The organism is Rugamonas aquatica (assembly GCF_009380215.1).
In the GTDB taxonomy this organism is placed as follows: Bacteria; Pseudomonadota; Gammaproteobacteria; order Burkholderiales; family Burkholderiaceae_D; genus Rugamonas; species Rugamonas aquatica_B.
In genome coordinates, this window is record NZ_WHUG01000003.1 from 84,006 (window position 1) to 109,365 (window position 25,360).

Consider the following 25,360-nt stretch of genomic DNA (forward strand, 5'->3'; position numbering starts at 1 on the left):
GTCAGACGGCCGCGCTGCGGCCCCACACCTGCTCCATGCGCAGCGGCGGCGCCTGCAGCGCGGCCACCTGCGCCGTGCTCAACACTTCGCGGATGGCGTGCAATTCGCCGCGCGTGTCGCGTTGCAGGAACAACTCCAGCGGCGCGCCGCGCGGGCCGATCACCGACGTCACATGCGGCGTGGTCGATTGCAGGCCACGGCGCGACACCACGCCAATCTCGCCATTGATCAGCCGTACCCAGGTACCGATGGGATAGATGCCCAATTCGCGTATCAGCAGCGTCACCAGGTTGCCGTCGATGGTGACGTTCGACTCCAGCAGCAGATCGCGCAAGGCCGCGTGCGGCGCCAGCGTCTTGCGCCAGACGCGCTCGGCGACGCGGGCGGCGTAACGGTCGGCCAGCGCCAGCAGGCGCGCCAGCGGCGGAATCTGCGCGCCCGACTTGTGCAGCGGATAGCCGCTGCCGTCTTCGTTTTCGTGGTGGTACAGGATGCAGTCCAGCCAGGCCTGGTCCGTGATGCCGGCCTGGCGCAGCAACTGCACGCCGGCCTCGGGATGGGCCAGCATCGCGGCGCGGTCGGCGGCGCTGGGTTCGGCGCGGCTGTCCTGCAGGCGCTGGTGTTGCGCCAGCATGGCGACATTCATGGTCAGCGCGGCCAGCGTCAGGCTCAGGGTATCGGCCGGCGACAGCTGCCTGGCCTTCGCCAGCACCTGCGCGATGACGGCGGTGTCGACGCTGTGGCGTACCGCGTACGGCGTGGCGGTTTGATTATGCAGCAGGGTGGCGGTGGCGGCATCGACGTTGACGGCCACGGCGTCGGCAACCAGCAGGGCCACCTCTTCCAGGCGGCGGCGCAGGTCCGGCGGCGCGGCGTGCACGGCCAGCGAAGGCAGCAGGGTCTGCAACGCCAGGCTGGCGGCGTTGAGCTTGCGCAGCGCCGAGTCAGGCTCCCTGGCCGCGTCCTGCTGGCCGCTGTGATCCTCGAAGGAGCCGCGCTCCACCAGATAATCGATCTGATTGGCGCTGGCGATCATATGACCTTTGCGGACCAGCAGGGCGCCATTCTCACCGTACACATTCCACGGTATCAGCATGCCCAGTTTCAGATCGGCCGCCGTCACTCTACGTATCTTCATTGCCGTTGATAAAAAACTATCGAGCCAGCAGCATACGGGGTTTCAGTGAGAATGTGTGAGTTTGTTGTATTTTGACCCTAGGGTCCGGGCGTGCAATCGACGCAGGCGCAATCGTGGGCCGGCGCATTGGCCAGTTGATGCGCCAGGTCGCGCAGCGCCGTGCGCACGCCTTCCTCCACCACCGGGTGGTAGAAAGGCATGTCCAGCATGGCGCTGACGGTCAGCCCGGCCTGGCAAGCCCAGGACAGCAGATGGCCGATGTGCTCGGCACGCGGGCCTATCATCTCAGCACCGAGGAAGCGGCCGGTGGCGTGCTCGGCATACACGCGCAGCATACCCTTGTTCTGCAACATCACGCGGCTGCGGCCCTGGTTTTCAAACGACACCTTGCCGACGGCGAAACGGCCGGCGTAGGAAGCGCACAATTCCTCGTAGCTGACGCCCAGCGTGGCGATCTGCGGCTCGGTGAAGGCGATGGTCAGCGGCGTGCGGCGCAGGCCGGGCTGCACGGCCGGGTAGCGCGCCGCGTTGTCGCCGGCGATGCGGCCCTGGTCGGCCGCTTCCGGCAGTTGCGGGCGTTCGTTGTCGGCGTCGCCGGCGATGAAGATGGCGCTGCTGCCACATTGCATCGTCTGCTTGTCATACAGCGGTATGCCCTGGTGATCGCGCTCCAGGCCGGTGTTCTCCAGGCCCAGCTTGTGCACATTCGGACGCCGGCCTATCGCCGACAGCAGGTAGCTGAAATGCTCGGTGCGGCGCTGGCCGCTGGCGTCCTCGCTGGTCACATCCAGGCCGTCGCCCTGCTGCGCCACCTGCACCACCTTGGTCTTGAAGCGCACGTCGAGTTCGTCGGCCATGGCGCGGCGCGCCACGTCCAGCACCTCGGGATCGCTGAGCTGGGCGACGCTGCCGCCACGGCCGAACACGGTCACGCGCACGCCCAGCCGCGCCAGCGCCTGGCCCAGCTCCAGGCCGATGACGCCGGTGCCGGCCACGGCGATCGATTCCGGCAGATCGTCCCAGTAAAACACTTCGTCGCTGGTGATCACGCGCGGGCCGGCCGCGCGCCACTCGTCCGGCACGATGGGCGTGGAGCCGGTGGCGATGACGAAGCGCTCCGCCTCGATCAGCGTGTGCTCGTCGATCTGCAACTGGGTCGGGCTGAGGAAACGCGCATGGCCGTGGATCTTGTCCTCGGCCGGATAGCCGTTGACGCTGTCGACGACGAAACCGACAAACCGGTCGCGCTCGCTGCGCACACGCGCCATCACGGCCTTGCCGTCGATGCGGACTTCGCCCGCATGCACGCCGAAGGCCGGCGCCGCATGCAGCGCGTGCGCTGCCTCGGCCGCCGCGATCAGCAGCTTGCTGGGCATGCAGCCGACGCGGGCGCAGGTGGTGCCGTAGACGTGGGACTCGATCAGCAGCGTTTTCTTGCCGCCGGTGGTGGCGGCGCGGTAGGCGGTCATGCCGGCGGTGCCGGCGCCGATGACGGCGACTTCGGTGCGTAGCGTTTTCATGCGCAAAGTCTACACCGTTTGGCGGGCCGGCATCGGCGCCCGCCAAATCCGGCGGCCGCGCACGATTGCTTGTAATCGAGTTTTACTTCAGAGCAAAAGAGTATTAGTATCGCTTATCGTTTTCAATTTTTATAAGTGCAGCTTATGGGAACACTGGACTATCGCGCACTCGCCGTGCTGGACGCCGTCGCCAGCCAGGGCAGCTTCGAAAAAGCCGCCCTGGCGCTGGGCATCAGCCAATCCGCCGTGTCCCAGCGCATCAAGGCGCTGGAGGACGCGGCCGGCCGCCTGCTGATCGTGCGCGGCCAGCCGGCCGTGCCGACCGGGCTGGGCCAGAGGCTGGTGTCGCACCACCGCAACGTCAAGTTGATGGAAGCGGCGCTGGATATCGACCTCGGCCACAAGGTCAGCATGCCGGAAATCGCGCTGGCGGTCGACGCCGCCAGCCTGGCGACCTGGTTCCCCATGAGCTTGCAACCCCTGCTGTCGCCGCCGCGCTGCCAGCTGAAGGTGCAGCTGGCCGACCAGCGCATGGCCCTGCATCTGGTGCAGGAGGGTAGTGTATTCGGCAGCATCGCCGCCGCCCAGGAGCATCCCGACCCACACGCCAACGGCCCGGACGTGACCCCGCTGGGCAAGCTGCGCTACGTCTGCGTGGCGACGCCGGCGTTTGCCGGCCACTGGTTCGGCGATGGTTTATCGCTGGAGGCGGCGCGGCTGGCGCCGGCCGTGGTCAGCGACCAGGACATGATGGCCGGCTTCCTGCGCACGGTGCTGGACCTGAACGGTCCGTATCCGCACCACACGATGCCGCTGTCGGCCGCCGTCACCGAATGCGTCCACGGCAGCCTGGCCTACGGGCTGATGCCGCAGATCCAGGTGGCCAGCGCGCTGGCCAACGACCGCTTGGTCGACCTGGCGCCCGGGCACTACGTCGACGTGGCGCTGAACTGGCACGCCTGGAACCTGGACACGCCGTTCACCCGCGCGCTGACCGAACAGATCGTCGCCACCGCCAAACGCTTCCTGCTTTAAACCCATTGGGGTCAAGTCTGACATTTGGACACGAATTCAGCCGTTATCGCTCTTGACACATGAGCTCGTGTCCAAATGTCAGACTTGACCCCAAAGTTAAATATCCAGCGGATCGACTTCCAGCGACCACTTCACGCGGCTCTTCATTTCCCGCAGAGTGAGTAACCACTCCTTCAGAAACGCTTGCAGCATGGGCCTCGACGCCGACTCCACCAGCAACTGGGCGCGGTCGACGTTGTGCACCCGCGTCATGCTCATCGGAATCGGATCGTTGATCGTGATGCCCGGATGCTCGACGCAATCGCGGGCGATGGTCAGGAATTCGATGGCCGTGGCCAGCTCCGGCGCCTCGGCCCGCAGCAGCGCCTGGAACAGATAGGGCGGCAAGGCAGCCTGCTCGCGCTCCTCCAGCAAGGCCGACGCGAAGTGGTCGTAATCGTGGTTCACCACCGCGCCGTACAGCGGATGCTGCGGGTAGCGGGTCTGGATCAGCACCTCGCTGGCGCTGCCGCCTTCGGTGCGGGCGGCGCGGCCGGCGCGGCCCGCCACCTGCATCAACTGCGCGAACAGGCGCTCACTGGCGCGGTAGTCCTGCGAAAACAGCGCCGTGTCCGGGTTCAGAATGCCGACCAGCGTCAGCTTTTTGAAGTCATGCCCCTTGGCCACCATCTGCGTGCCGATCAGGATATCGACCTCGCCCCGGTGCACGGTATCGAAGGCCGCCTGCGCGCTACCCTTCTTGCGGGTGGAATCGGCGTCGATGCGCAGCACCCGCGCTTCCGGGAACATCGCTTGCAAGCCTTCCTCCACGCGCTGCGTGCCGCGCCCCAGCGGTTGCAGGTCGACGTTGCCGCAGGTCGGGCAATGGCGCGGGATGCGCATCTCCAGGCTGCAATGGTGGCAGCGCAGCCTATGCTCCGGGCGGTGCAGCACCATGAACGAGGTGCAGCGCGTGCATTCGCTGATCCAGCCGCAGGATTCGCAGCAGATCACCGGCGCATAGCCGCGCCGGTTCAGGAACAGCAGCGACTGCTCTCCGCGCTCCATGCGCTGCCTGATCGCCGCGATTAAATGAGACGTCAGCCCATCCTTGGGCTTGTCGCGCTCCATGTCCAGCAGCTTGACCTGCGGCAGCACCGCATTCTTGACGGCCCGCTCGCGCAGCTCCAGCTTGCGGTAGCGGCCGGACTGGGCGTGGTGCCAGCTTTCCAGCGACGGCGTGGCCGAGCCCAGCACGATGGGAATGCCCAGCTGCCAGGCGCGCCACACGGCCAGGTCGCGCGCCGAGTAGCGCAAGCCTTCCTGCTGCTTGTACGAAGGGTCGTGCTCCTCGTCGATGACGATCAGCTTCAGGTTCGGCAGCGAGGCCAGGATCGCCAGCCGCGTGCCCAGCACGATGCGCGCCTTGCCCTGGTGCGCCGCCAGCCAGTGCAGCATGCGCTCGCCCTCGGACAGGCTGCTGTGCAAGGTCGCCAGCATCACGCCGGGGAAGCGCGCGCGGATATTGCCCTCCAGCTGGGGCGTCAGGTTGATTTCCGGCACCAGAATCAGGATCTGGGCGTCGGCGTCGCGCGCCAGCACCTGGGCGCAGGATTGCAGGTAGACCTCGGTCTTGCCGCTGCCCGTCACGCCGTACAGCAGAGTTGGCTTAAACCCTTGAGCGCCGCCGATGGCGTCCGTCGCCGCCTGCTGCGAGGGATTGAGTTGCGGCATGTTCAGCGGCGTGCCGTCGTGCGGCGCGTCCAGCTTGGCCAGCTTCTTCAACGCCCGGTCCAGCGCCACCGTGGTCAGCACGCGCAGATTCTTCGGCAGGCCCGGCAGCGCCACCTCCCCCAGCGGACGCTGGTAATAGTCGGCGGCAAAGCCGGCCAGCGCCAGCCATTGCGGCGACAGCGGCCCCAGCTGGCTGCGCACGGCCAGCGCATCCTTCAACTTATCCACCGGCACATCGGTCTCGGCCGCAACGCCGACGATCAGGCCCATCACCTCGCGGCGGCCGAAGGGCACCAGCGCCAGCTGACCGACCTGCGGCTGCTCTGCCGCATCGCAATGCCAGCGGTAGTCGAAGATCGCGTTCAACGGCGTGTCGAGCGCAATCTGAAGAATGCAATGGTGGAAAAGGCCCTGCATAGATCCCGTCACAGTAGAAAATTCTTGCGGCAATTGGGCGCAAATACCGCCCCGACTGAGGCGCTTTGATGTATCCACAGTTTTTGTGGATAACTTTGTGGACAAAGGAATCTTAATCCCCGGAAAGCACAGACATCAAACTTGGTATCGTCGTAAACCGGGCAAAAATTCAAAATTATTTCTCTTTAAAATCAAACACTTGGAAAATGCTTCCTAGGAGAAGAAAAATTCGTGTTTTTTCTCCGCCGCTGTGCATAAGTGAAGTATTTAGGATGCTTTTTTTGCTGAAATCAAGCATTTTTTAGAACTTATCCACCGATATTGCAAAGCACAACAGGGTACTTCCCGTGGACCGCAATACAGATACCTTATGCGTAAGGTTTATCTGTTCACAACTTCGTTATCACGGCCTAAACTTTGCCTAAAAATCGTGCAACGCAACATAAACCTCAGGCAAAACAGCAACATTATGGCTAAGTCACGGTTTACTAAGTACTTTTATTTTTTATCCACAGTTTTTGTGGATAACTTTGTGGACAATGAGGAAATAAACTAGTTTCAGTCCCTCGTCAAGGTTTACGACTTGCCATCTCTTGCCTCTTCGGCAAAAAAATATACCGTTCATAATCAATGACTTGCAACGTCCTCACGGGCTAGGAAAAAAGCACTGCCTATTATTTCCGCAGTAAAAAAAATTGTGCATAAGTCGGTATTGCTTTCCTCCGCGCACCAATGAAAAAGGGCACGCCTCTTGCGAAACGTGCCCTTTGTTCGCAGACTACATCAGGATGCGCGCTGAGCCTTGCTATGGCTGTGAACGGCTTCGACCATGGCGGCGACGTTCTCCGGCGGCGTGAATTGCGAGATGCCGTGGCCCAGGTTGAATACATGGCCGTTGCCGTCGGTCGGCTTGCCGTAGGCGTCCAGCACCTTGTGGACTTCGGCGCGGATCTGCTCCGGGCTGGCGAACAGGATGGCCGGGTCCAGGTTGCCCTGCAAGCCGACCTTGTGTCCGACCAGCTTGCGCGCCTGGGTCAGGTTGACGGTCCAGTCCAGGCCGACCGCGTCGGCGCCGATGTCGGCGATCTGCTCGATCCACTGGCCGCCGCCCTTGGTGAAGACGATGGCCGGGATCTTGACGCCGTCCTTGTCACGTTTCAGCAGGGAAACCACCTGCTGCATGTATTTGAGCGAAAACTCTTGATAAGCGCCGTCGGCCAGCGCGCCGCCCCACGAATCGAACACCATCACCGCCTGGGCGCCGGCGTCGATCTGGGCGTTCAGGTACTCGGCCACCGCCTTGGCGTTGATGCTCAGGATGTGGTGCATCAAGTCCGGACGGTTGTACAGCATCTTCTTGATGGTGTGGAACTCGCGCGAGCCCTGGCCTTCGACCATGTAGCAGGCCAGCGTCCACGGGCTGCCGGAGAAGCCGATCAGCGGCACGCGGCCGTTCAATTCGGTGCGGATCTGGGTCACGGCCTTGAACACATAGTCCAGCGAGCCCAGTTCCGGCGCGCGCAGCGCCAGCACGTCGGCCTCGGTTTTCAGCGGACGCTCGAATTTCGGGCCTTCGCCTTCGACGAAGTACAGGCCCAGGCCCATCGCGTCCGGCACCGTCAGGATGTCCGAGAACAGGATGGCCGCGTCCAGCGGGAAGCGGTCCAGCGGCTGCAGGGTGACTTCGGTGGCGTAGTCGGGATTGGTGGCCAGGCCCATGAAGGAGCCGGCCTTGGCGCGCGTGGCGCGGTATTCCGGCAGGTATCGCCCCGCCTGGCGCATCAGCCACACAGGCGTGTGGTCGGTCGGCTGGCGCAACAACGCGCGCAAGAAGGTGTCGTTCTGGAGCGGGGCAAATTGTGGCATGGAAGGCAATCGAAATCGGTCAAAAGACTATTATCGCATCCTGCGCGGATTTTTTTTGCTGGATGATAGGCCGTTCATTCACTATCATGCGTAGCACCCGACTTTGGAGACGCCATGACATCAGCCGCACCTATCACCGCGCCCTACGGCGCCTGGCCATCGACCATCAGCGCCGCGCGCGTGGCCGCCGGCGCCACGCCCCTGTCCACGCTGATGCTGGGCGGCGCCGACGGCAGCGATATCTTCTGGCTGGCGGGCCGCGCCGCCGAAGCGGGCCGCAACACCCTGCTGCGCCACCACGGCGTGACCACCGGCGAACTGACGCCGGCCCCCTACAATGTGCGCAGCCGCGTACACGAATACGGCGGCGGCGCCTATGCGGTGGACGGCGATACCATCTATTTTTCGCATTTCGCCGACAACGTCGTCTACAAACTTGATGTAGCCGACGATGGCGCCGTGCCGGTCGCGCTGACCACGGCCGGCAAGCAGCGCTTCGCCGACTTCGTGGTGGACCGCGCGCGCAACCGCCTGGTCGCCGTGCGCGAGCTGCATGGCGACGACCCGCACGCGCAGCCGGCCAACACCCTGTGCGCCATCAACGCCGACGGCAGCGAGACCTTGCTGGCGCAGGGCGCAGACTTCTATTCGTCGCCGCGCCTTTCGCCGGACGGCCGCTCGCTGGCCTGGCTCAGTTGGGACCATCCGCGCATGCCGTGGCAAGGCACGACCCTGTGGCTGGCCGACATCGGCGACGACGGCCTGCTCGCAGCACCGGTACGCATCGCCGGCGGCGCCGAGGAATCCGTCTGCCAGCCCGAATGGTCGCCGGACGGCCTGCTGCACTTCGTCTCCGACCGCAGCGGATGGTGGAACCTGTATCGCCTGTGCCGCGAGCGCGATCGCACCGAGGGCCTGTGCCCGATGGAGGCGGAATTCGCCTCGCCGCACTGGACCTTCGGGAACTCGATGTACGGCTTCCGCTCGGCCTCTGAAATCATCTGCACCTACATCGACAAGGGCGTAAGCCGCCTGGCGCGCCTGCTGCCGGGCAGCGGCAAGCTCGAAGCGATCGCCAACCCCTACGAGGAAATCCGCGAACTGCGCGTGGCCAAGGGCTATATCGCCATGCTGGCCGGCGGCCCGACCATCCCGATGGAACTGGCGCGCATCGACTTCACCGAGGAGGGTGTGGAAATCCTGGCGCAGTCGATCGAGGAACTGCCGGACGAAGACTACCTGTCCATCCCGGCCAGCATCAGCTACCCGAGCGCCAACGGCCGCACCTCACACGCCTTCTTCTACCCGCCGCGCAACCGCGACGTGCAAGCGCCCGAGGGCAGCAAGCCGCCGGTGATCGTCATCAGCCACGGCGGCCCGACCGGCATGACCGTCAACACGCTGAACCTGAAAACCCAGTACTGGACCAGCCGCGGCTTCGGCGTGCTGGATGTGAACTACGGCGGCAGCACCGGCTTCGGCCGCGCCTACCGCGACCTGCTCAAGGGCCAGTGGGGCATCGTCGATGTCGAGGATTGCGTGGCCGGCGCGCAGGCGCTGGTCGAACGCGGCCTGGCCGACGGCGAACGCCTGATTATCCGTGGCGGCAGCGCCGGCGGCCTGACCACGCTGTGCGCGCTGACCTTCCACAATGTGTTCAAGGTCGGCGCCAGCTACTACGGCGTCTCCGACCTGAAAGGGCTGGACCAGGATTCGCACAAATTCGAATCGCACTACAATGAGTACCTGATCGCGCCGCAGCCGCAGGCCGAGGCGCTGTACCAGGCCCGTTCGCCGATCAACCACACCGGCAAGCTGGCGCGCCCGATGATCTTCTTCCAGGGTCTGGACGACAAGGTCGTGCCGCCGCAGCAATCGGAGATGATGGTCGAGGCGCTGAAGGCGCGCGGCGTGCCGGTGGCCTACGTGCCGCTGGAAGGCGAAGGCCACGGCTTCCGCAAGGGCGAGAACATCGTCCGCACTTTGGAAGCGGAGCTGTACTTCTACCAGCGCATGTTCGGCCTGCACGACCCTGCGGCCACGCCGCCGGTACACATCGATAACCTGAAAGACTGACCCCGCATGGCCGACGCAAAGCTGCTCGCCGAATTTGACGCGCTTGAATTCAACGAAAAAATGATACTGGCGCTGCTCGCCCTGATCGGCGAGCCGGTGGGACGCACGGCCATACTCGATCACCTGAACCACGCGCGCATCGAAGACAAGGACGGCAATCCCTATGGCGTCGGCACGCTGGACGAAGCGCTGCGCAAGCTGGAACGGCTGGCCTACATCAGCGTGATGACGGGACGCGGCTTTGTCTGCAACCCCAAGCTGCGCTGGCCGGCGATGCGCGCCTCCATCGGCACGCACGCGCTGGACGACTTGTGCAGCGCCTACGACGAGCTGGTGCCGATGCGCCAGACCTGGAACAGCTTCGAACCGCGCAGCTACCGCGCCGGCATGGCGCGCCTGCGCATGGGCCTCCTGCGCGGCCAGGCGCCGCAGCAGATCCAGCCAATACTGGCGTTCTGCCTGGGCAGCTATGAAGCGGCCCAGCTGCACCCCATCGTCGACATCTTCGGCCGTCCGTTCGAACCGGGCATGCTGGCGCGCGTGCATCCGCTGCTACAGGACGATGTGCTGATGGTGCTGCTGCAAAACGCCCAGCATGAATTCCTGACCGTGCCGGTGATCCGCGAATTCTGCGAACAGCACATGCAGCGCCGCCTGGCCGCCAAGGACGACATCAGCCCCGAACTGCGCATGGCGCTGGCGGAAGACGCCATCCTGTGCGGCCGCCTTGACGACGCCAAGCGCTACCTGGAACGCACCGCCGGTCCGCAAAGCCAATACCTCGCCAGCGCGGTGGTGCTGCTGCGCGGCGCCAGCGGCGCGGCCATCGTCGGCTTCGACGCGGCGCTGAAAACGCTGCGCCGCGACACCGGCAAGCGCAAGCACCTGTTCACCGGCATGTCCGGCTACCTGTACCTGCTGGCTATGCTGCGCAGCGGCGACGCCAAGCACCTGAAGGCGGCCGAGGCCTATCTCGAAATCGCCGTACGCATGCCGCAGAACCACGACACCGCCGTCATCCAGCAGATCGACATGCTGCGCCAGATCCGCGCCGGCACCATGCAGACCGACGCCGTCGCCGCGCTGGCCAGGGACAACAGCCTGCAAACGCAGATGTTCCAGTGCCTGCTGTTCTTCTGGCTCTCGCTGCCGCAGCTGTCCGAGCGCAAGGCGCAGTTGCAGGAGCTGGCGCAGAACGCCGAACGCGCGGGCTACCTGTTCATCGCCGGGCAGGCCGCCTGCCTGCTGGGCCACCTGGGCGACGTCGAGCAGCAGCGTCATGCGAACGCGTTGCGCGCGCGCCTCGGCTATCCCGACCTGAGCGTGTGGTTCGAACGGCAGGAAGCATGGCAGCGGCAATTGACGGCGCTGATCAACCTCCAGCAGCCCGCCACCGCCGATGCCGCCGGCAGCACGCGCCTGGTGTGGATGCTGAACTACGACAACCGCCACGGCCTGACCGATGTCGCGCCGGTCGAGCAGAAACGCGATGCACGCGGCCTGTGGAGCAAGGGCCGCGCCGTCGGCCTGAAGCGGCTGCGCTTCGAAGCCGAGCAGTTCGACTTCCTGACGCCGCAGGACATCCGCGCCTCCGAGGCGATCTCGGTGGCGCACCGCAGCTACCAGTCCAGCGGCCTCGCTTACGAGATCGATCCGCAGCGCGCAGCATCGGCGCTGATCGGCCACCCGCTGCTGTTCTGGGTCGATGCGCCGGACACGCGGGTGGAAATGCTGGCCGGCGAGCCCGAGCTGCTCATCAAGAAAAGCCCGGGCAACCTGGAACTGAAGCTGCACCCGCCGATACCGGACGACAGCTCGTCCGTCATCGTCAGCAAGGAGACGCCGACCCGCCTGCGCGTGGTGAACATCCTCGACGAGCACCGCCGCATCGCCGCCATCGTCGGCGACGGCCTGAACGTGCCGGCGCACGCGGAGCAGCAGGTGCTGCATGCGATCAGCTCCATCTCGTCGCTGGTGACGGTGCAGTCGGAAATCGGCGGCGCCGCGCCGGACATGGAACAGGTGGAAGCCGACACGCGACTGCATCTGCACCTGCTGCCGTATCAGCATGGCCTGAAGATGCAGGTGCTGGTGCGTCCGCTGGCCAACGGCGCCTACTACGCGCCCGGCGCCGGTGCGGACAGCGTGATCGCCGACGTGAACGGCAAGCCGGTACAGGCACGCCGCAAGCTGATCGACGAACGCGACGCCGAGCGCGAACTGATCGCCAAGTGCCCGGTGCTGGAATCGGCCGAGCAGGAACACGGCGAATGGCTGCTGGGCCAGCCGGCGCTGTGCCTGCAATTGCTGGTGGAGCTGCAGGAGATGCCGGCGGCCGGCATCGTGCTGGCCTGGCCGGAGGGCGAGAGCTTCCGCGTCACCGCCAGGGTGGAAACCAAGCAGCTGCGCCTGGCCATCAAGAGCAACAAGGACTGGTTCGCGGCCAGCGGCGAACTGCAGATCGATGAAGGCAAGGTCATGGATCTGAAAACGCTGCTGGAGCTGATGCAGAAGAGCCAGAGCCGCTTCGTGGAACTGGGCGAGAACCGCTACCTGGCGCTGACCGAGGAACTACACCGCCGCCTGATGGAAGTCTCAGTCTACGGCGAGATCACCGAAGACGGCGTGCGCCTGCATCCGCTGGCGTCGTTCGCGCTGGAGGAACTGGCCGACGATATCGGCGGCCTGAAATCGGACAAGCTGTGGAAGGAACACCTGGCGCGCATGGAGGCGCAGGCGGCCTTCGTGCCGCAGCTGCCAACCACGCTGCAAGCGGAGCTGCGCGACTACCAGCTGGAAGGTTTCAACTGGCTTTCACGCCTCGCCAGCTGGGGCGTGGGCGCCTGCCTGGCCGACGATATGGGTCTGGGCAAGACGCTGCAGGCGCTGGCGCTGATCCTGTCGCGCGCGCCGCAAGGCCCGACGCTGGTGGTGGCGCCAACCTCCGTCTGCATGAACTGGATCAGCGAAGCGGCGCGCTTCGCGCCTACCCTCAACGTCAAGCTGTTCGGCGCCGGCGACCGCGCCGAGACCTTGTCCACCTTGCAGCCCTACGACCTGGTCGTGACCAGCTACGGCCTGCTGCAGCTGGAGTCCGCGCTGTTCGCCGGCGTGCAGTGGAACACCATCGTGCTCGATGAAGCGCAGGCGATCAAGAACGGCGCCACCAAGCGCTCGCAGGCCGTGATGGCGTTGAAGGGCGACTTCCGCATGATCGCCACCGGCACGCCGCTGGAGAACCATCTGGGCGAGTTGTGGAACCTGTTCCGCTTCATCAATCCGGGCCTGCTGGGCAGCATCGAGCAGTTCAACCTCCGCTTCGCGGCGCCGATTGAAAAACCGCAGGACCACCGCGCCGAAGTGGGCGCGCGCAACCGCCTGCGCCGTTTGATCCAGCCCTTCATGCTGCGCCGGACCAAGGCCCAGGTGCTGACCGAACTGCCGTCGCGCACCGAGATCACGCTGGAAGTCGACCTGTCGGCCGAAGAAACCGCGCTGTATGAATCGCTGCGCCGCGCGGCGCTGGAAAACCTGGCGGCCGTCGAAGGCCCGGCCGAGAAGAAGTCGATCCAGATCCTGGCCGAGATCATGCGGCTGCGCCGCGCCTGCTGCAATCCGAATCTGGTGGCGGCGGAGCTGGGCCTGAAGAGCAGCAAGCTGGCGGCCTTCGCCCACCTGCTGGAAGGCTTGCTGGAGAACCGCCACAAGGTGCTGGTGTTTAGTCAGTTCGTCGACCACCTGTCGCTGATCCGCGCGCACCTGGACGCCAACAACATCAGCTATCAATACCTGGACGGCGCCACGCCCATGGCCGAGCGCAAGAAGCGCGTCGACCTGTTCCAGGCCGGCGAGGGCGACGTGTTCCTCATCAGCCTGAAGGCGGGCGGCGTCGGCATCAACCTGACCGCGGCCGACTACGTGATCCACATGGATCCGTGGTGGAATCCGGCGGTGGAAGACCAGGCCTCGGACCGCGCGCACCGCATGGGCCAGCTGCGGCCGGTGACCATCTACCGGCTGGTGGCGCGCCACACCATCGAGGAAGGCATCGTCGACCTGCACCAGCACAAGCGCGACCTGGCCGACAGCCTGCTGGAAGGCAGCGATGTGTCGGGCCGCATGTCGGCGTCGGAGATGTTGAACATGCTGCAAGAAGGGATGCGAAAGTAGACGTCCAGTTACAAACCGGAGGCTCTCAAACGGGCCGATTAGTGATAATCTCCTCCGCTTCGGCCCGGCACGCCCGGCCACCATATCGACAAGGCTGTTCAAGATGATCAAGACAAAAATCGCACTGGCTGTATTGATGACGACGCTCGCCGTCGCACCAGCCGGCGCCACTACGCACCACAAGGCGGCCAGCACCTCGGCCAAGAGCAAAAGCGGCGGCAAATCCTCGCACACGAGCCACGCTGCGCACGCCAAGAGCGGCGCCAAGTCAGCCAAGAGCAGCAAGGGCAGCAGCAAATCCAGCGGCAAGCATGGCAAGGCGAAAGCCGTCGCCGCCACCGCTGCGGTCGCCGCAGTGGCCGCACCGTCGCTGAAGCCGTCCGGCACGCCGGAACGCCGCCAGGACCGCTCTTTCGACGGCCAGAGCAGCCAGTTCCTCAACGCGCTGTGGCGCATCGATTCGGAAAGCGCGATCTACGCCGGCAAGTACGATACCGCCGCCACGCTGTCGATTCCGGACAAGGCGGGCCAGGCCAAGGAGCTGGCTTTCATCGACGAGTGGAAGCAGCGCTTCGGCGCGATCAACGCCAGCCAGCTGTCGGCCAAGCAGCGCACCGACCTGGCGCTGCTGATCAACAAGCTCGACAGCGACCGCTTCCGTCTGACCACGCTGAAGGAATACGAGTGGAACCCTGCCAGCTACAACGTGGCCGGCCCGATCGACCTGATCCTCAACACCGAATACGCGGCCCAGCCGCAGCGCCTGCGCACGCTGCTCAAGCGCGTCTCCGGCATCCCGGCTTACTACGAGGCGGCGCGCGCCAACATCGTCAATCCGACGCGCGAGCACACACGTCTGGCGATCGCGCAGGCGCCAGGCGTGCAGACGCTGCTGACCGAGGTGGACAAGGCGGCGCAGGCATCGATCCTGACGCCGGTGGAGAAGCAGCTGTTCACGCAGCGCGTGAACGCGGCGCTGACGGCGGTGGACAGCTATGTGGCCTTCCTGACCGAGATGGACAAGCAGATGGACGCCAACGGCCGCCGGACCTTCCGTCTGGGCAAAGAGCTGTACGAGAAAAAATTCGCCTTCGATATCCAGTCCGGCAGCACTGCCGAGCAGACTTACCAGAAGGCCTTGGCCGCGCGCGAAGAGCTGCTGGCCAATATGGACCGCATCTCGGACGAGCTGTGGGAAAAGACGATGGGCGTCGCCGTCAAGCCGGCCGACCGCTTTGCCAAGATCGGCAAGGTGATCGACAAGCTGTCCGAGCGCCATGTGAAGCGCGAGGATTTCTTCGCCGAGATCCGCCGTCAGGTGCCGGTGCTGCAGGACTGGGTAATCAGCCACAATCTGCTGACGCTGGATCCGAAGAAGCAGCTGGAAGTGCGGGCGACGCCTGCCTACCAGGCCGGTGTCGCGGGCGCCAGCATCGATGCGCCGGGACCGTATCGTCCGCAGGACCGCACCTACTACAACGTGACGCCGCTCGACGGCGCAACGGCGGAAGCGGCCGAGAGCAGCCTGCGCGAGTACAACTACTGGATCCTGCAGATCCTGAATATTCACGAGGCGATACCGGGGCATTATGCGCAGCTGGTGTATGCGAACAAGTCGCCGTCCATCGTCAAGTCCATCTTCGGCAATGGCGCGATGGTGGAGGGCTGGGCGGTGTATGGCGAGCGCATGATGCTGGAGTCGGGCTACGGTGACAACGCGCCGGAGATGTGGCTGATGTATTCGAAGTGGAATCTGCGCAGCGTGACCAACACCATCCTTGATTACAGCGTGCATGTGCTGGGCATGACCGAGGAGCAGGCCATCGATCTGCTGACGCGCCAGGCCTTCCAGACGCGCAGCGAGGCGGTGGAGAAGTGGCATCGGGTGCAGGTGTCGTCGGTGCAGCTGACCAGCTATTTCAGCGGCTACAGCGAGATCATGGAATTGCGCGAGCAGCGCAAGCAGCAGTTGGGCGCCAAGTTCAATCTGAAGGAATTCCACGAGCAATTCCTGAGCTACGGCAGCGCGCCGGTGCGCGTGATCAAGGGCTTGATGACGCAGTAGGACGGCATGGGTTTGAGCGCACTTGAGTGCGCGCAAACGGCTCATCCATTGATTCGATACGCTAGTGAGCCGGCTCGCATTCGGGCCGGTTTCTGCTACGATTAATTCAGGGAGCGATGATGGACATGCCTATCAAATTCGACACACTTGCGTACGCAAAAAAACTCGAAGAAGCCGGACTGCCTCAGCAGCAAGCCGAGGCCCAGTCGCTAGCCTTGCGCGACGCGTTGGCCGAGTCCACTGTTACGCCCGGTGATCTGCTATTGCTGAAAACGGATGTCATCGCTCGGATAGAGATACTACGCAGCGATATGCAAGCGCAGATCGACGCGTTGAAAGAACACATGAATACCAGGTTCAACACGCTTTACATGCTGACCGGGCTGTCCTTGGTGCTGCACGTAGTCACACTAGTGAAGCTGTTTTCCTGACGTCAGGCCTTCTCTTCCGGCGCCGTCGACATGCGGACGAACATCGGCGCTACCAGCAGGCCCAGTTCGAACAGCAGGCACATCGGAACCGCCAGCGAGAACATGCTGACCGCATCGGGCGGCGTGACGATCGCGGCAATCACGAAAGCGCCCACGATGGCGTAAGGCCGTATCTCTTTCAGCTTGGCCACCGTCACCAAACCCATACGCACCAAAATCACCACCACCACCGGCACCTCGAAGGTCGCGCCAAACGCCAAACACATCGACATGACGAAATCGAGATAGTTCTCGATATCCGGCGTCACCGCAATCGACTGCGGCGAAAACTCGGAGATGAACTGGAACACGCGCCCGAACACCAGGAAGTAGCAGAACGCCACGCCGGACATGAACAGCACCGACGACGAAATCACCAGCGGCGCAATCAGCCGCTTCTCATGCGCGTACAAACCGGGCGCCACGAAGGCCCACAACTGGTACAGCACCCACGGCAGCGACAGGATGATGGAAATCACCAGCGTCACCTTCATCGGCACCAGGAAGGGCGAGATCACGCCGGTGGCGATCATCTTCGAGCCGACCGGCAGCGAGGCGATCATCGGCCGCGCGATGAAATCGTAGATCTGCGACGGACCAGGCCAGATCATCAGCGCGATACAAACAATGGCAATACCGATCGACGCCTTGACCAGACGGTCGCGCAATTCGATCAGGTGAGAGATAAAGGTCTCTTCGCCCTTTTCAGGAGTAGTCATTTAGTAGAACGAAGAAGAGGAGTTGCTGCCGGGACGGAAGCGCGCCACGCGCGCGGCGCCCGAGGTCACGTGCATCTTGCCGCCGTGACGCTGCTTGTACCAGCCAGGAATGGCCGAATTACGCACCAGCTTCTTGCGGCGGAACTCGCGCGCCTTGCGCGACAGGTCGTCGGTGGTGACATGGCTGATGCTCGGCGAGTGGATGGTCGGCGTGTCGTGCCAGGCGTTTTCCACCTCGGCCACGTGCTGCGACATCGAATTCTCGACGTCCGCCTTCACGCTTTCCGCCGCCGTCTGCACTTCCTTCTGGAGGTTTTTCAACTCTTCCAGTTCGATTTCGCGCGAGACTTCGGTTTTGACTTCGTTCAGATAGCGCTGGGCGCGGCCATACAACGTCCCGGCCATGCGAGCCACCTTGGGCAGCTTTTCAGGACCGATGACGATCAGCGCAACCACGCCGATCACAGCAAGTTTGGTAAGACCGAGATCGATCATAAGGGTGTTTCAGCCTGAAGGGAGCGCTGCTCCCCCAGCTTACTTCTTCTCTTTAGCGTCGACGTCGATGGTGCCGGGAGCGGCTGGCGCGGCCGGCTTGTCTTCGTCGCCCTTGATGCCATCCTTGAAGCCTTTAACGGCCTTGCCGATGTCCGAACCCACGTTGCCCAGCTTTTTGGTGCCGAACACCACCATCACAATCGCCAGGACGATCAACCAATGCCAAATACTGAATGAACCCATCATATTCCCCTTGCAAGGCGCATGCGCCCAATTTATCCGTTGATTCGAGAACTGCTGCGACAGTATAAGCGAACCGCCGCGTGTCATGTAGATGTCATGCAGCTATCGATATAACGCTACCGTGTTAGCGCTGTCCGCGCCATGGGTGCGGGCCGCCGATCACGTGCAGATGTAAATGGTACACCTCCTGGCCGCCGTTAGGTCCACTGTTAATCAGCGTCTTGTAACCGCCGGTCGGCGAACCGTCCGCATCATAGCCGACGCCGCAGCCGGCTTCCTCTGCCAGACGGGGGGCCAGCGCCAGCATCTTGCCCAGCAGCGGCGCTTCGTTGGCGCTGCAATCCGACAAGGTCGCGAAATGTTTCTTCGGGATCACCAGCAAATGCACCGGCGCGGCCGGGTTGATGTCCTTGAAGGCCAGCAAATCCTCGTCTTCATAGACGATGGACGATGGAATTTTCTTTTCGGCTATTTTGCAAAACAGGCAGTTTTCCACAACGACTCCGTAAATTGGGGGATTATTCTTTGCGGGCGGCTTTTTCGTCGATGCCGGAAACGCCTTCGCGGCGCGCCAGCTCGTCGAGCACCTGCTGCGGCTTCAGATCGAACTGGGCCAGCAGCACCAGCGTATGGAACCACAGGTCGGCCACCTCGTACAGCACCTTGCCGCTGTCGCCGCCGGCGCGCGCATCCTTGGCGGCCATGACGGTTTCGGTGGCTTCCTCGCCGATTTTCTTCAGGATGGCGTCATCGCCCTTGGAGAACAGCTTGGACGTGTAGGACGTCGCGGGATCGCCTCCGTTGGCCAGTTTGCGCGATTCGATGATGTCGGCCAAGCGGTCCAGGATAGTGCTCATGTCGATTTCTTTGCTTTGGTTTTCGCCACGGTGGCGGGGGTGTAGATTTCCGTCGGGTCTTTCAGGACCGGCTCGGTGTTCTGCCAGTCGCCGTCCAGCGCATCGCCTTCGAACTTCTGGAAGAAGCAGGAATGGCGGCCGGTGTGGCAGGCGATGCCGCCGGCCTGCTCGATCTTCAGCAGCACCACGTCTTCATCGCAGTCGAGGCGGATTTCCAGCACCTTCTGCACGTGGCCGGACTCCTCGCCCTTGTGCCACAGCTTCTTGCGCGAGCGGCTCCAGTAGACGGCCTCGCCCAGCTCAACCGTCTTGGCCAGGGCGTCGCGGTTCATCCAGGCGAACATCAGCACATCGTTGCTGCCCGCTTCCTGGGCGATGACCGGCACCAGGCCGTGCTCGTCCCATTGGATTTTCTTCAGCCATTTAGCCTTGGCCAAGGCGCTTGCGGTGGTCGACATCTTACTTTTCCATGCGGTTAAAAACTACGCCAGGCGCATCGGAATGCCCTGTTGCGCCATGAAGCGCTTGGCTTCCTGCACCGTGTGCTGGCCGTAGTGGAAGATACTGGCCGCCAGCACCGCGTCGGCCTTGCCCAGCTTGATGCCGTCGGCCAGGTCTTGCAGGCCGCCGACGCCGCCCGAGGCGATCACCGGTATGCCGATGGCGTCGGACACGCCGCGCGTCAGGCCCAGGTCGAAGCCGGACTTGGTGCCGTCGCGGTCCATGCTGGTCAGCAGGATTTCGCCGGCGCCCATCTGCTCCATTTTCTTGGCCCATTCGATGGCGTCGATGCCGGTGGCCTTGCGGCCGCCGTGGGTGAACACTTCCCACTTGCCGGGCGCGACCTGCTTGGCGTCGATCGCCACCACGATGCATTGCGAGCCGTGCTTTTGCGACGCGTCGTACACCAGCTGCGGGTTCGACACCGCCGACGAGTTCATGCTGACCTTGTCCGCGCCGGCGTTGAGCAGGCGGCGCACATCGGCCACCTCGCGCACGCCGCCGCCCACCGTCAGCGGAATGAACACCTGCGAAGCGACGGCTTCGATGATGTCCAGGATCAGGCCGCGATTGTCGCTGGTGGCGGTGATGTCGAGGAAGGTCAGCTCATCGGCGCCCTGCTCGTCGTAGCGGCGGGCGATTTCCACCGGGTCGCCGGCATCGCGCAGCTCGGTGAAATTGACGCCTTTGACGACGCGGCCATCGGTCACGTCCAGGCAGGGGATGATGCGTTTAGCGAGCATTATTCGTCCGTATCTTCTTCGACCACGCTGTCGGCAAATTCACCGCTCAGTTCATCCGCGCGCAGCTGGGCCGAAGCCAGATCGATGGTGCCTTCGTAAATCGAACGGCCGCAGATCACGCCTTCGATGCCTTCGTCCTGGACAGCGCACAGCGCTTCCACGTCGCCCAGGTTGTGCAGGCCGCCCGAGGCGATGACCGGGATCTTGACCGCTTGCGCCAGCTTGACCGTGGCTTCGATATTCACGCCGCCCATCATGCCGTCGCGGCCGATGTCGGTGTAGATGATCGATTCGACGCCGTAGGCTTCGAACTTCTTGGCCAGGTCGATCACTTCGTGGCCGGACATCTTGCTCCAGCCGTCGGTGGCGACTTTGCCGTCCTTCGCGTCCAGGCCGACGATGATGTGGCCCGGGAAGGCGCCGCAGGCGTCGTGCAGGAAGCCCGGCTCTTTCACCGCGGCGGTGCCGATGATGACGTAGCTGATGCCGGCGTCCAGGTAGCGCTCGATGGTGTCGAGGTCGCGGATGCCGCCGCCCAGTTGCACGGGGATTTCGTCCAGGTCGTTTTCTTCCGCGTACTCCTGCACCACTTGCAGGATGGCCTTGACCGCGGCTTCGTTCTTCGGCTTGCCGGCGAAGGCGCCGTTCAGGTCGACCAGATGCAGGCGGCGCGCGCCTTGCTTCAGCCAATGCAGGGCCATGTCGGCCGGGTCTTCGGAGAATACGGTGGCGAGTTCCATATCGCCTTGTTTCAAGCGAACGCAGTGACCGTCTTTGAGGTCGATGGCAGGAATGAGCAGCATGATGGTTTCAGTAGATTAAAGGGTAAGTGAAATCAAGGGTTCCAGTGAACGAAATTTTTATACAACTGCAATCCGGCCGCGGCGCTTTTCTCCGGGTGGAACTGGGTCGCAAAAATATTATCACGGGCGACGGCACAGCTGAACGCCGCACCGTAGACAGTTTGTCCCACGGTGTGCTCGTCCCGCTCGGGCTGGGCGAAATAGCTGTGCACGAAATAGAAGTAACTGTTGTCCGCAATATCCTGCCACATCGGGTGAGACGCGTTTTGATGGACTTGGTTCCAGCCCATCTGCGGCACCTTGAAACGCGAGCCGTCTTCCTGCACCTGGCCGTCCAGCTGGAAGCGCACCACCTTGCCCGGCAACAGGCCGAGGCCGGCGGCATCGCCTTCCTCGCTGGCGTCGAACAGCATCTGCTCGCCGATGCACACGCCCATCAGCGGCTTGGTTTTGGCGGCCACCAGCAGCGCTTCCTGCACGCCGGACTCGCGCAGGCTGCGCATGCAGTCCGGCATGGCGCCCTGGCCCGGCAGCACGATGCGGTCGGCGGTTTCGATGTCGGCCACTTCGCCGGAGATCAGCACATTGGCTTCGGGCGCGACGGCGCGCAGGGCCTGCGCAACCGAGCGCAGATTACCCATGCCGTAATCAACTACTACGATTTTTTTCATGACGTTTTAGAGGCTGCCCTTGGTCGACGGGATGGTGCCGGCGGCACGTGGATCGAGCTCCGAAGCCATGCGCAGCGCACGGCCGAAGGCCTTGAACACGGTCTCGCACTGGTGGTGGGCGTTGGTGCCGCGCAGGTTATCGATGTGCAGCGTCACCAGCGCGTGGTTGACGAAGCCGCGGAAGAACTCCAGCGTCAGGTCGACGTCGAAGGTGCCGATCATCGCGCGCGTGAACGGGATGTGATACTCGATGCCTGGACGGCCGGAGAAATCCAGCACCACGCGCGACAGCGCCTCGTCCAGCGGCACATACGAATGCCCGTAGCGGACGATGCCCTTGCGGTCGCCGATGGCCTTGGCCACGGCCATGCCCAGCGTGATGCCGACGTCTTCCACCGTGTGGTGGTTGTCGATATGGATGTCGCCGGTGGCTTCCACGTCCAGGTCGAACAGGCCGTGACGGGCGATCTGGTCCAGCATGTGGTCCAGGAAGGGCACGCCGGTGTTCAGCTTTTGCTTGCCGGTGCCGTCAAGGTTGATCGAAACGCGGACTTGCGTCTCGTTGGTGTTGCGGATGATTTCTGCGGTGCGGTTCATGAAGGGCTCGCGATGGGTCTCAGGATGCCAGCGATGCGGCGAAGGCATCGAGGAAGGCGGAATTCTCTTCCGGGGTGCTGACCGTGATACGCAAACAATTGGCCAGCACACTGTGCATTTTACTCACATTTTTGATTAATACCTTGCGGGACACCAGTTTTGCGTAGGCATCGTCGGAATTTGGCACGCGTATCAAGATAAAATTCGCCGCCGACGGAAATACCGACACGCCGGGCATGGCGGCCAATGCAGCCGCCAGATCGGCGCGTGCGGCGCGCAAAGCGGTGGCCTGCTGGTTCAGCACCTCCACGTGGTCGAGCGCGAATTCGGCCGCTGCCTGCGTCAATACGTTGATGTTGTAAGGAGGCCGCACTTTGTCGAACTCCGCCAGCAATTGCGGCGCCGCCGACATGTAGCCCAGGCGGATGCCGGCCAGGCCCAGCTTCGATACGGTGCGCATCACCACCAGGTTCTCGAACTCCGGCAGGCGGTGCATAAAGGTCTGCTGCGCGAACGGCTCGTAGGCTTCGTCCACCACGGCCAGGCCGAAGCCGTCCAATGCCTTGATGATGGCGACGATATCGTCTTCGGCGAACAGGTTGCCGGTCGGGTTGTTGGGATAGGACAGGAACACCAGCGACGGCTTGTGTTCTTCAATCGCGGCCAGCATGGCCGGCATATCCAGCGTCAGATCGGCATTGAGCGGCACGCCGACATAATCCATGCCCGCGAACTGCGCCGAGCGCTGGTACATGACGAAGGACGGCGTCGGCGCCAGCACCACGGCGCGGCGGTCCTGCAGCGCGCAGCCCATGCACAGGATCGAGATCAATTCGTCGGAGCCGTTGCCCAGCATGACGTCGTAGCCGGCCGGCACGCCCAGCGTGGCGCACACGCTTTGCTTGATGGTGGCGTAGGAGGCGACCGGATAGCGGTTCAGCGTCACCTCCACAAGGCGGCGGGCCAGCTCCTCGCGCAGATGATGGGGCAGGTGGTAAGGGTTCTCCATCGCATCCAGTTTGATATAGCCACTCGCGTCGGCGACGTGGTAGCCATGGATGGCGCGCACGTCGGAGCGGATGGTGGTGTTGACCAGGGTGTCGATGGAAGACATCTTACTAAGGCTCCTATGAGTTGACTAAACTTCGTTTGACAGCGGGTTTTTTCTTCTTCTCCGGCGGTGCGGGCACCTCCGGCATGGCGAGACGTTCGGCGATGATGGCGCAGTAGTCGGGGTTCAGTTCGAAGCCGACGAAATTGCGGCCGCAGCGCTTGGCCGCGATGGCCGTCGTGCCGCTGCCCATGAACAGGTCCAGCACCACGCCGTCCGGCGGGCACGAGGCCTTGACCATGCGTTCGATGATCTCCAGCGGCTTCTGCGTCGGATGGTCGGCACGCTCGGGATGCTCACGGTGCAGGCGCGACACGCTCCACAAATCCTTGGGGTTGTAGCCCACTTCCAGCCACTTGGCGCCGATGAAGATCGAGCGCGAACGGGCTTTCTTGGTTTCGGCGTCGTACGGGATGCGCACCGAGTCCAGGTCGAAGTAGTAATCCTTGCGGCGCACGAAGAAGCCGATGGTGTCGTGCACCGACGAGTAGCTGCGCACGCTGCCGCCCATCGACGGCACGCGGCGGTCCCAGATAATCTCGTTCATCATCGTCATGCGCTTTTTCAGCAGCACGAAGATCTCCGGCGAAAAGCGCCAGGTCAGGAAGATGTACAGGCTGCCGTTGGGCTTGAGCTTGGGCAGGGCGGCGTCGATCCACTGCTCGGTCCAGCGCAGGTAGTCTTCCACCGTTTGCGAATCCGAGTCGTTGCCGTAGTCCTTGCCCAGGTTGTACGGCGGGTCGGTCAAAATCAGGTCGATGGAACCGTCCGGGATGCGCGCCAGGCCGGCCAGCGCATCCTCACAGAAAACCTGATTGATCCAGGCTTCACTCATTTGAGGCGCAGCTCCGCGCTGCGGGCGTGCGCCTGCAGACCTTCGCCGTAGGCCAGTTCGGCCGCGACCTTGCCCAGCGTTTGCGCGCCGGCTTCGCTGACGTGGATGATCGACGAACGCTTCTGGAAATCGTACACGCCCAGCGGCGACGAGAAGCGCGCGGTGCGCGAGGTCGGCAGCACGTGGTTCGGACCGCAGCAGTAGTCGCCCAGCGATTCGGACGAATAGCGGCCGAGGAACATGGCGCCGGCGTGGCGGATCTGGTCCGCCCACTGCTGCGGGTTCTCGGCCGAGATTTCCAGGTGTTCGGCGGCGATGCTGTTGGCGATGGCGCAAGCTTCGGCCATGTCGCGCACCTTCACCAGCGCGCCGCGGTCGGTCAGCGAGGTGCGGATTACTTCCGCGCGCGGCATCGTCGGCAGCAGCTTGTTGATGCTTGCTTCCACCTTGGCGATGTAGTCGGCGTCAGGGCACAGCAGGATGGCTTGCGCCAGTTCGTCGTGCTCGGCCTGCGAGAACAGGTCCATCGCGACCCAGTCAGGATCGGTGGTGCCGTCGCAGACGATCAGGATTTCGGAAGGGCCGGCGATCATGTCGATGCCGACGATGCCGAATACGCGGCGCTTGGCGGCGGCCACGTAGGCGTTGCCGGGGCCGACGATCTTGTCCACCGGTGCGATGGTCTCGGTGCCATGCGCCAGCGCGGCGACAGCCTGCGCGCCGCCGATGGTGATGACGCGGGTGACGCCGGCAATCGCGGCGGCGGCCAGCACCATCTGATTCTTCACGCCGTCCGGGGTCGGCACCACCATGATGATTTCTTCAACGCCGGCGACGTGCGCGGGGATCGCGTTCATCAGCACCGACGACGGATAAGCCGCCTTGCCGCCTGGGACGTAGATGCCCACGCGATCCAATGGCGTGACTTTCTGGCCCAGCACCGTGCCATCGGCTTCGGTGTAGGTGAAACCATTCAGTTCCTGCTTCTGCCGCTCGTGGAATACGCGGATGCGTTGTGCGGCGATGTGCAGCGCGTCGCGCTGCGCTTCAGGAATCGCGGCCAATGCGGCCTGCAATTCGGCTTCGGGAATATCGAAGGCGGCCATGCTGGAGGCGCCGCCGTTCGGAATACGGTCGAAGCGGTTGGTGTATTCCAGCACGGCGGCGTCGCCGCGCGCTTTGACGTCGGCCAGGATGCCGGCGACGGCGCGTTCGATCGCTTCATCGGTGCTCGCTTCAAATGCCAGCAGGGCATCCAGGGACTTTTTGAAATCGGCTTGGGTGGAATCGAGCTTGGTAATTTGAATCGACATGA

The 25,360-nt window shown here is 63.7% G+C and carries 22 protein-coding genes; 5 read left to right on the forward strand and 17 right to left on the reverse strand.

Going from position 1 to position 25,360, the window contains the following annotated elements; all coding sequences use genetic code 11:
* Position 1: 1 nt before the first annotated feature.
* Complete coding sequence (locus tag GEV02_RS08380) at positions 2–1,138, reverse strand: HD-GYP domain-containing protein (protein WP_152837607.1); 1,137 nt, start codon at positions 1,136–1,138, stop codon at positions 2–4.
* 77 nt (positions 1,139–1,215) lie between these two features.
* A complete protein-coding gene (locus tag GEV02_RS08385; RefSeq protein WP_152837608.1) occupies positions 1,216–2,658 on the reverse strand; it encodes a dihydrolipoyl dehydrogenase in 1,443 nt (480 codons plus the stop codon).
* A 144-nt stretch (positions 2,659–2,802) separates the two neighbouring features.
* Between GEV02_RS08385 and GEV02_RS08390 the strand changes: the two genes are divergently transcribed.
* Positions 2,803–3,693 (forward strand): ArgP/LysG family DNA-binding transcriptional regulator, encoded by an 891-nt coding sequence (locus tag GEV02_RS08390; RefSeq protein WP_152837609.1) that lies wholly within the window; start codon positions 2,803–2,805, stop codon positions 3,691–3,693.
* 96 nt (positions 3,694–3,789) lie between these two features.
* Here the strand turns inward: GEV02_RS08390 and GEV02_RS08395 are convergent, their stop codons facing one another.
* Both GEV02_RS08395 and hemE read right to left on the reverse strand, forming a co-directional pair.
* Complete coding sequence (locus tag GEV02_RS08395; RefSeq protein ID WP_152837610.1) at positions 3,790–5,823, reverse strand: primosomal protein N'; 2,034 nt, start codon at positions 5,821–5,823, stop codon at positions 3,790–3,792.
* A 783-nt stretch (positions 5,824–6,606) separates the two neighbouring features.
* Positions 6,607–7,689, reverse strand: a complete 1,083-nt coding sequence (gene hemE, locus GEV02_RS08400; protein ID WP_152837611.1) for a uroporphyrinogen decarboxylase — start codon at positions 7,687–7,689, stop codon at positions 6,607–6,609.
* Between the two features lie 114 nt (positions 7,690–7,803).
* On the opposite strand from hemE, the gene GEV02_RS08405 reads away from it, so the two are divergent.
* The 4 genes from GEV02_RS08405 (at position 7,804) to GEV02_RS08420 (ending at position 16,431) form a co-directional block, all read left to right on the forward strand.
* Entirely contained in the window at positions 7,804–9,765 is a 1,962-nt protein-coding gene (locus tag GEV02_RS08405) for a S9 family peptidase (protein WP_152837612.1), read from the forward strand.
* A gap of 6 nt (positions 9,766–9,771) precedes the next feature.
* A complete protein-coding gene (locus GEV02_RS08410; protein ID WP_152837613.1) occupies positions 9,772–13,935 on the forward strand; it encodes a DEAD/DEAH box helicase in 4,164 nt (1,387 codons plus the stop codon).
* A gap of 103 nt (positions 13,936–14,038) precedes the next feature.
* A complete protein-coding gene (locus GEV02_RS08415; protein WP_152837614.1) occupies positions 14,039–16,000 on the forward strand; it encodes a DUF885 family protein in 1,962 nt (653 codons plus the stop codon).
* Between the two features lie 125 nt (positions 16,001–16,125).
* Positions 16,126–16,431, forward strand: a complete 306-nt coding sequence (locus tag GEV02_RS08420) for a CCDC90 family protein (RefSeq protein ID WP_152837615.1) — start codon at positions 16,126–16,128, stop codon at positions 16,429–16,431.
* Positions 16,432–16,433: 2 nt separating this feature from the next.
* Here GEV02_RS08420 and tatC read toward each other — a convergent pair whose 3' ends face one another.
* From tatC to hisD, 13 genes are all read right to left on the reverse strand, one after another.
* Positions 16,434–17,189 (reverse strand): twin-arginine translocase subunit TatC, encoded by a 756-nt coding sequence (gene tatC / locus GEV02_RS08425; RefSeq protein WP_152837616.1) that lies wholly within the window; start codon positions 17,187–17,189, stop codon positions 16,434–16,436.
* Positions 17,190–17,684 (reverse strand): Sec-independent protein translocase protein TatB, encoded by a 495-nt coding sequence (gene tatB / locus GEV02_RS08430; protein ID WP_152837617.1) that lies wholly within the window; start codon positions 17,682–17,684, stop codon positions 17,190–17,192.
* 39 nt (positions 17,685–17,723) lie between these two features.
* Positions 17,724–17,927, reverse strand: coding sequence for a Sec-independent protein translocase subunit TatA (tatA, locus tag GEV02_RS08435; RefSeq protein WP_152838050.1), 204 nt, complete (start codon positions 17,925–17,927; stop codon positions 17,724–17,726).
* A gap of 124 nt (positions 17,928–18,051) precedes the next feature.
* The gene (locus GEV02_RS08440; RefSeq protein WP_008443042.1) at positions 18,052–18,423 is read right to left on the reverse strand and encodes a histidine triad nucleotide-binding protein; all 372 of its coding nucleotides are present in this window, start codon (positions 18,421–18,423) and stop codon (positions 18,052–18,054) included.
* Positions 18,424–18,445: 22 nt separating this feature from the next.
* Positions 18,446–18,784 carry a phosphoribosyl-ATP diphosphatase gene (locus GEV02_RS08445; RefSeq protein WP_008443043.1) on the reverse strand — a complete coding sequence of 113 codons (339 nt, stop codon included), beginning with the start codon at positions 18,782–18,784 and terminating at the stop codon, positions 18,446–18,448.
* Positions 18,781–19,242 carry a phosphoribosyl-AMP cyclohydrolase gene (hisI, locus tag GEV02_RS08450; protein WP_152837618.1) on the reverse strand — a complete coding sequence of 154 codons (462 nt, stop codon included), beginning with the start codon at positions 19,240–19,242 and terminating at the stop codon, positions 18,781–18,783. Before hisI ends, GEV02_RS08445 begins: the two co-directional genes overlap by 4 nt.
* Positions 19,243–19,266: 24 nt before the next feature.
* Positions 19,267–20,028 carry an imidazole glycerol phosphate synthase subunit HisF gene (gene hisF, locus GEV02_RS08455; protein WP_070358809.1) on the reverse strand — a complete coding sequence of 254 codons (762 nt, stop codon included), beginning with the start codon at positions 20,026–20,028 and terminating at the stop codon, positions 19,267–19,269.
* Positions 20,028–20,831, reverse strand: coding sequence for a 1-(5-phosphoribosyl)-5-[(5-phosphoribosylamino)methylideneamino]imidazole-4-carboxamide isomerase (gene hisA, locus GEV02_RS08460; protein ID WP_152837619.1), 804 nt, complete (start codon positions 20,829–20,831; stop codon positions 20,028–20,030). The genes hisF and hisA overlap by 1 nt, the downstream gene beginning before the upstream one ends.
* A 32-nt stretch (positions 20,832–20,863) precedes the next feature.
* Positions 20,864–21,502, reverse strand: coding sequence for an imidazole glycerol phosphate synthase subunit HisH (gene hisH, locus GEV02_RS08465; protein WP_152837620.1), 639 nt, complete (start codon positions 21,500–21,502; stop codon positions 20,864–20,866).
* 6 nt (positions 21,503–21,508) lie between these two features.
* A complete protein-coding gene (gene hisB, locus GEV02_RS08470; RefSeq protein WP_090324507.1) occupies positions 21,509–22,099 on the reverse strand; it encodes an imidazoleglycerol-phosphate dehydratase HisB in 591 nt (196 codons plus the stop codon).
* 19 nt (positions 22,100–22,118) lie between these two features.
* Entirely contained in the window at positions 22,119–23,213 is a 1,095-nt protein-coding gene (gene hisC, locus GEV02_RS08475; protein WP_152837621.1) for a histidinol-phosphate transaminase, read from the reverse strand.
* 13 nt (positions 23,214–23,226) lie between these two features.
* A complete protein-coding gene (locus GEV02_RS08480; RefSeq protein ID WP_070267811.1) occupies positions 23,227–24,045 on the reverse strand; it encodes a DNA-methyltransferase in 819 nt (272 codons plus the stop codon).
* Positions 24,042–25,358 (reverse strand): histidinol dehydrogenase, encoded by a 1,317-nt coding sequence (gene hisD / locus GEV02_RS08485; RefSeq protein ID WP_152837622.1) that lies wholly within the window; start codon positions 25,356–25,358, stop codon positions 24,042–24,044. Before hisD ends, GEV02_RS08480 begins: the two co-directional genes overlap by 4 nt.
* Positions 25,359–25,360 lie beyond the last annotated feature (2 nt).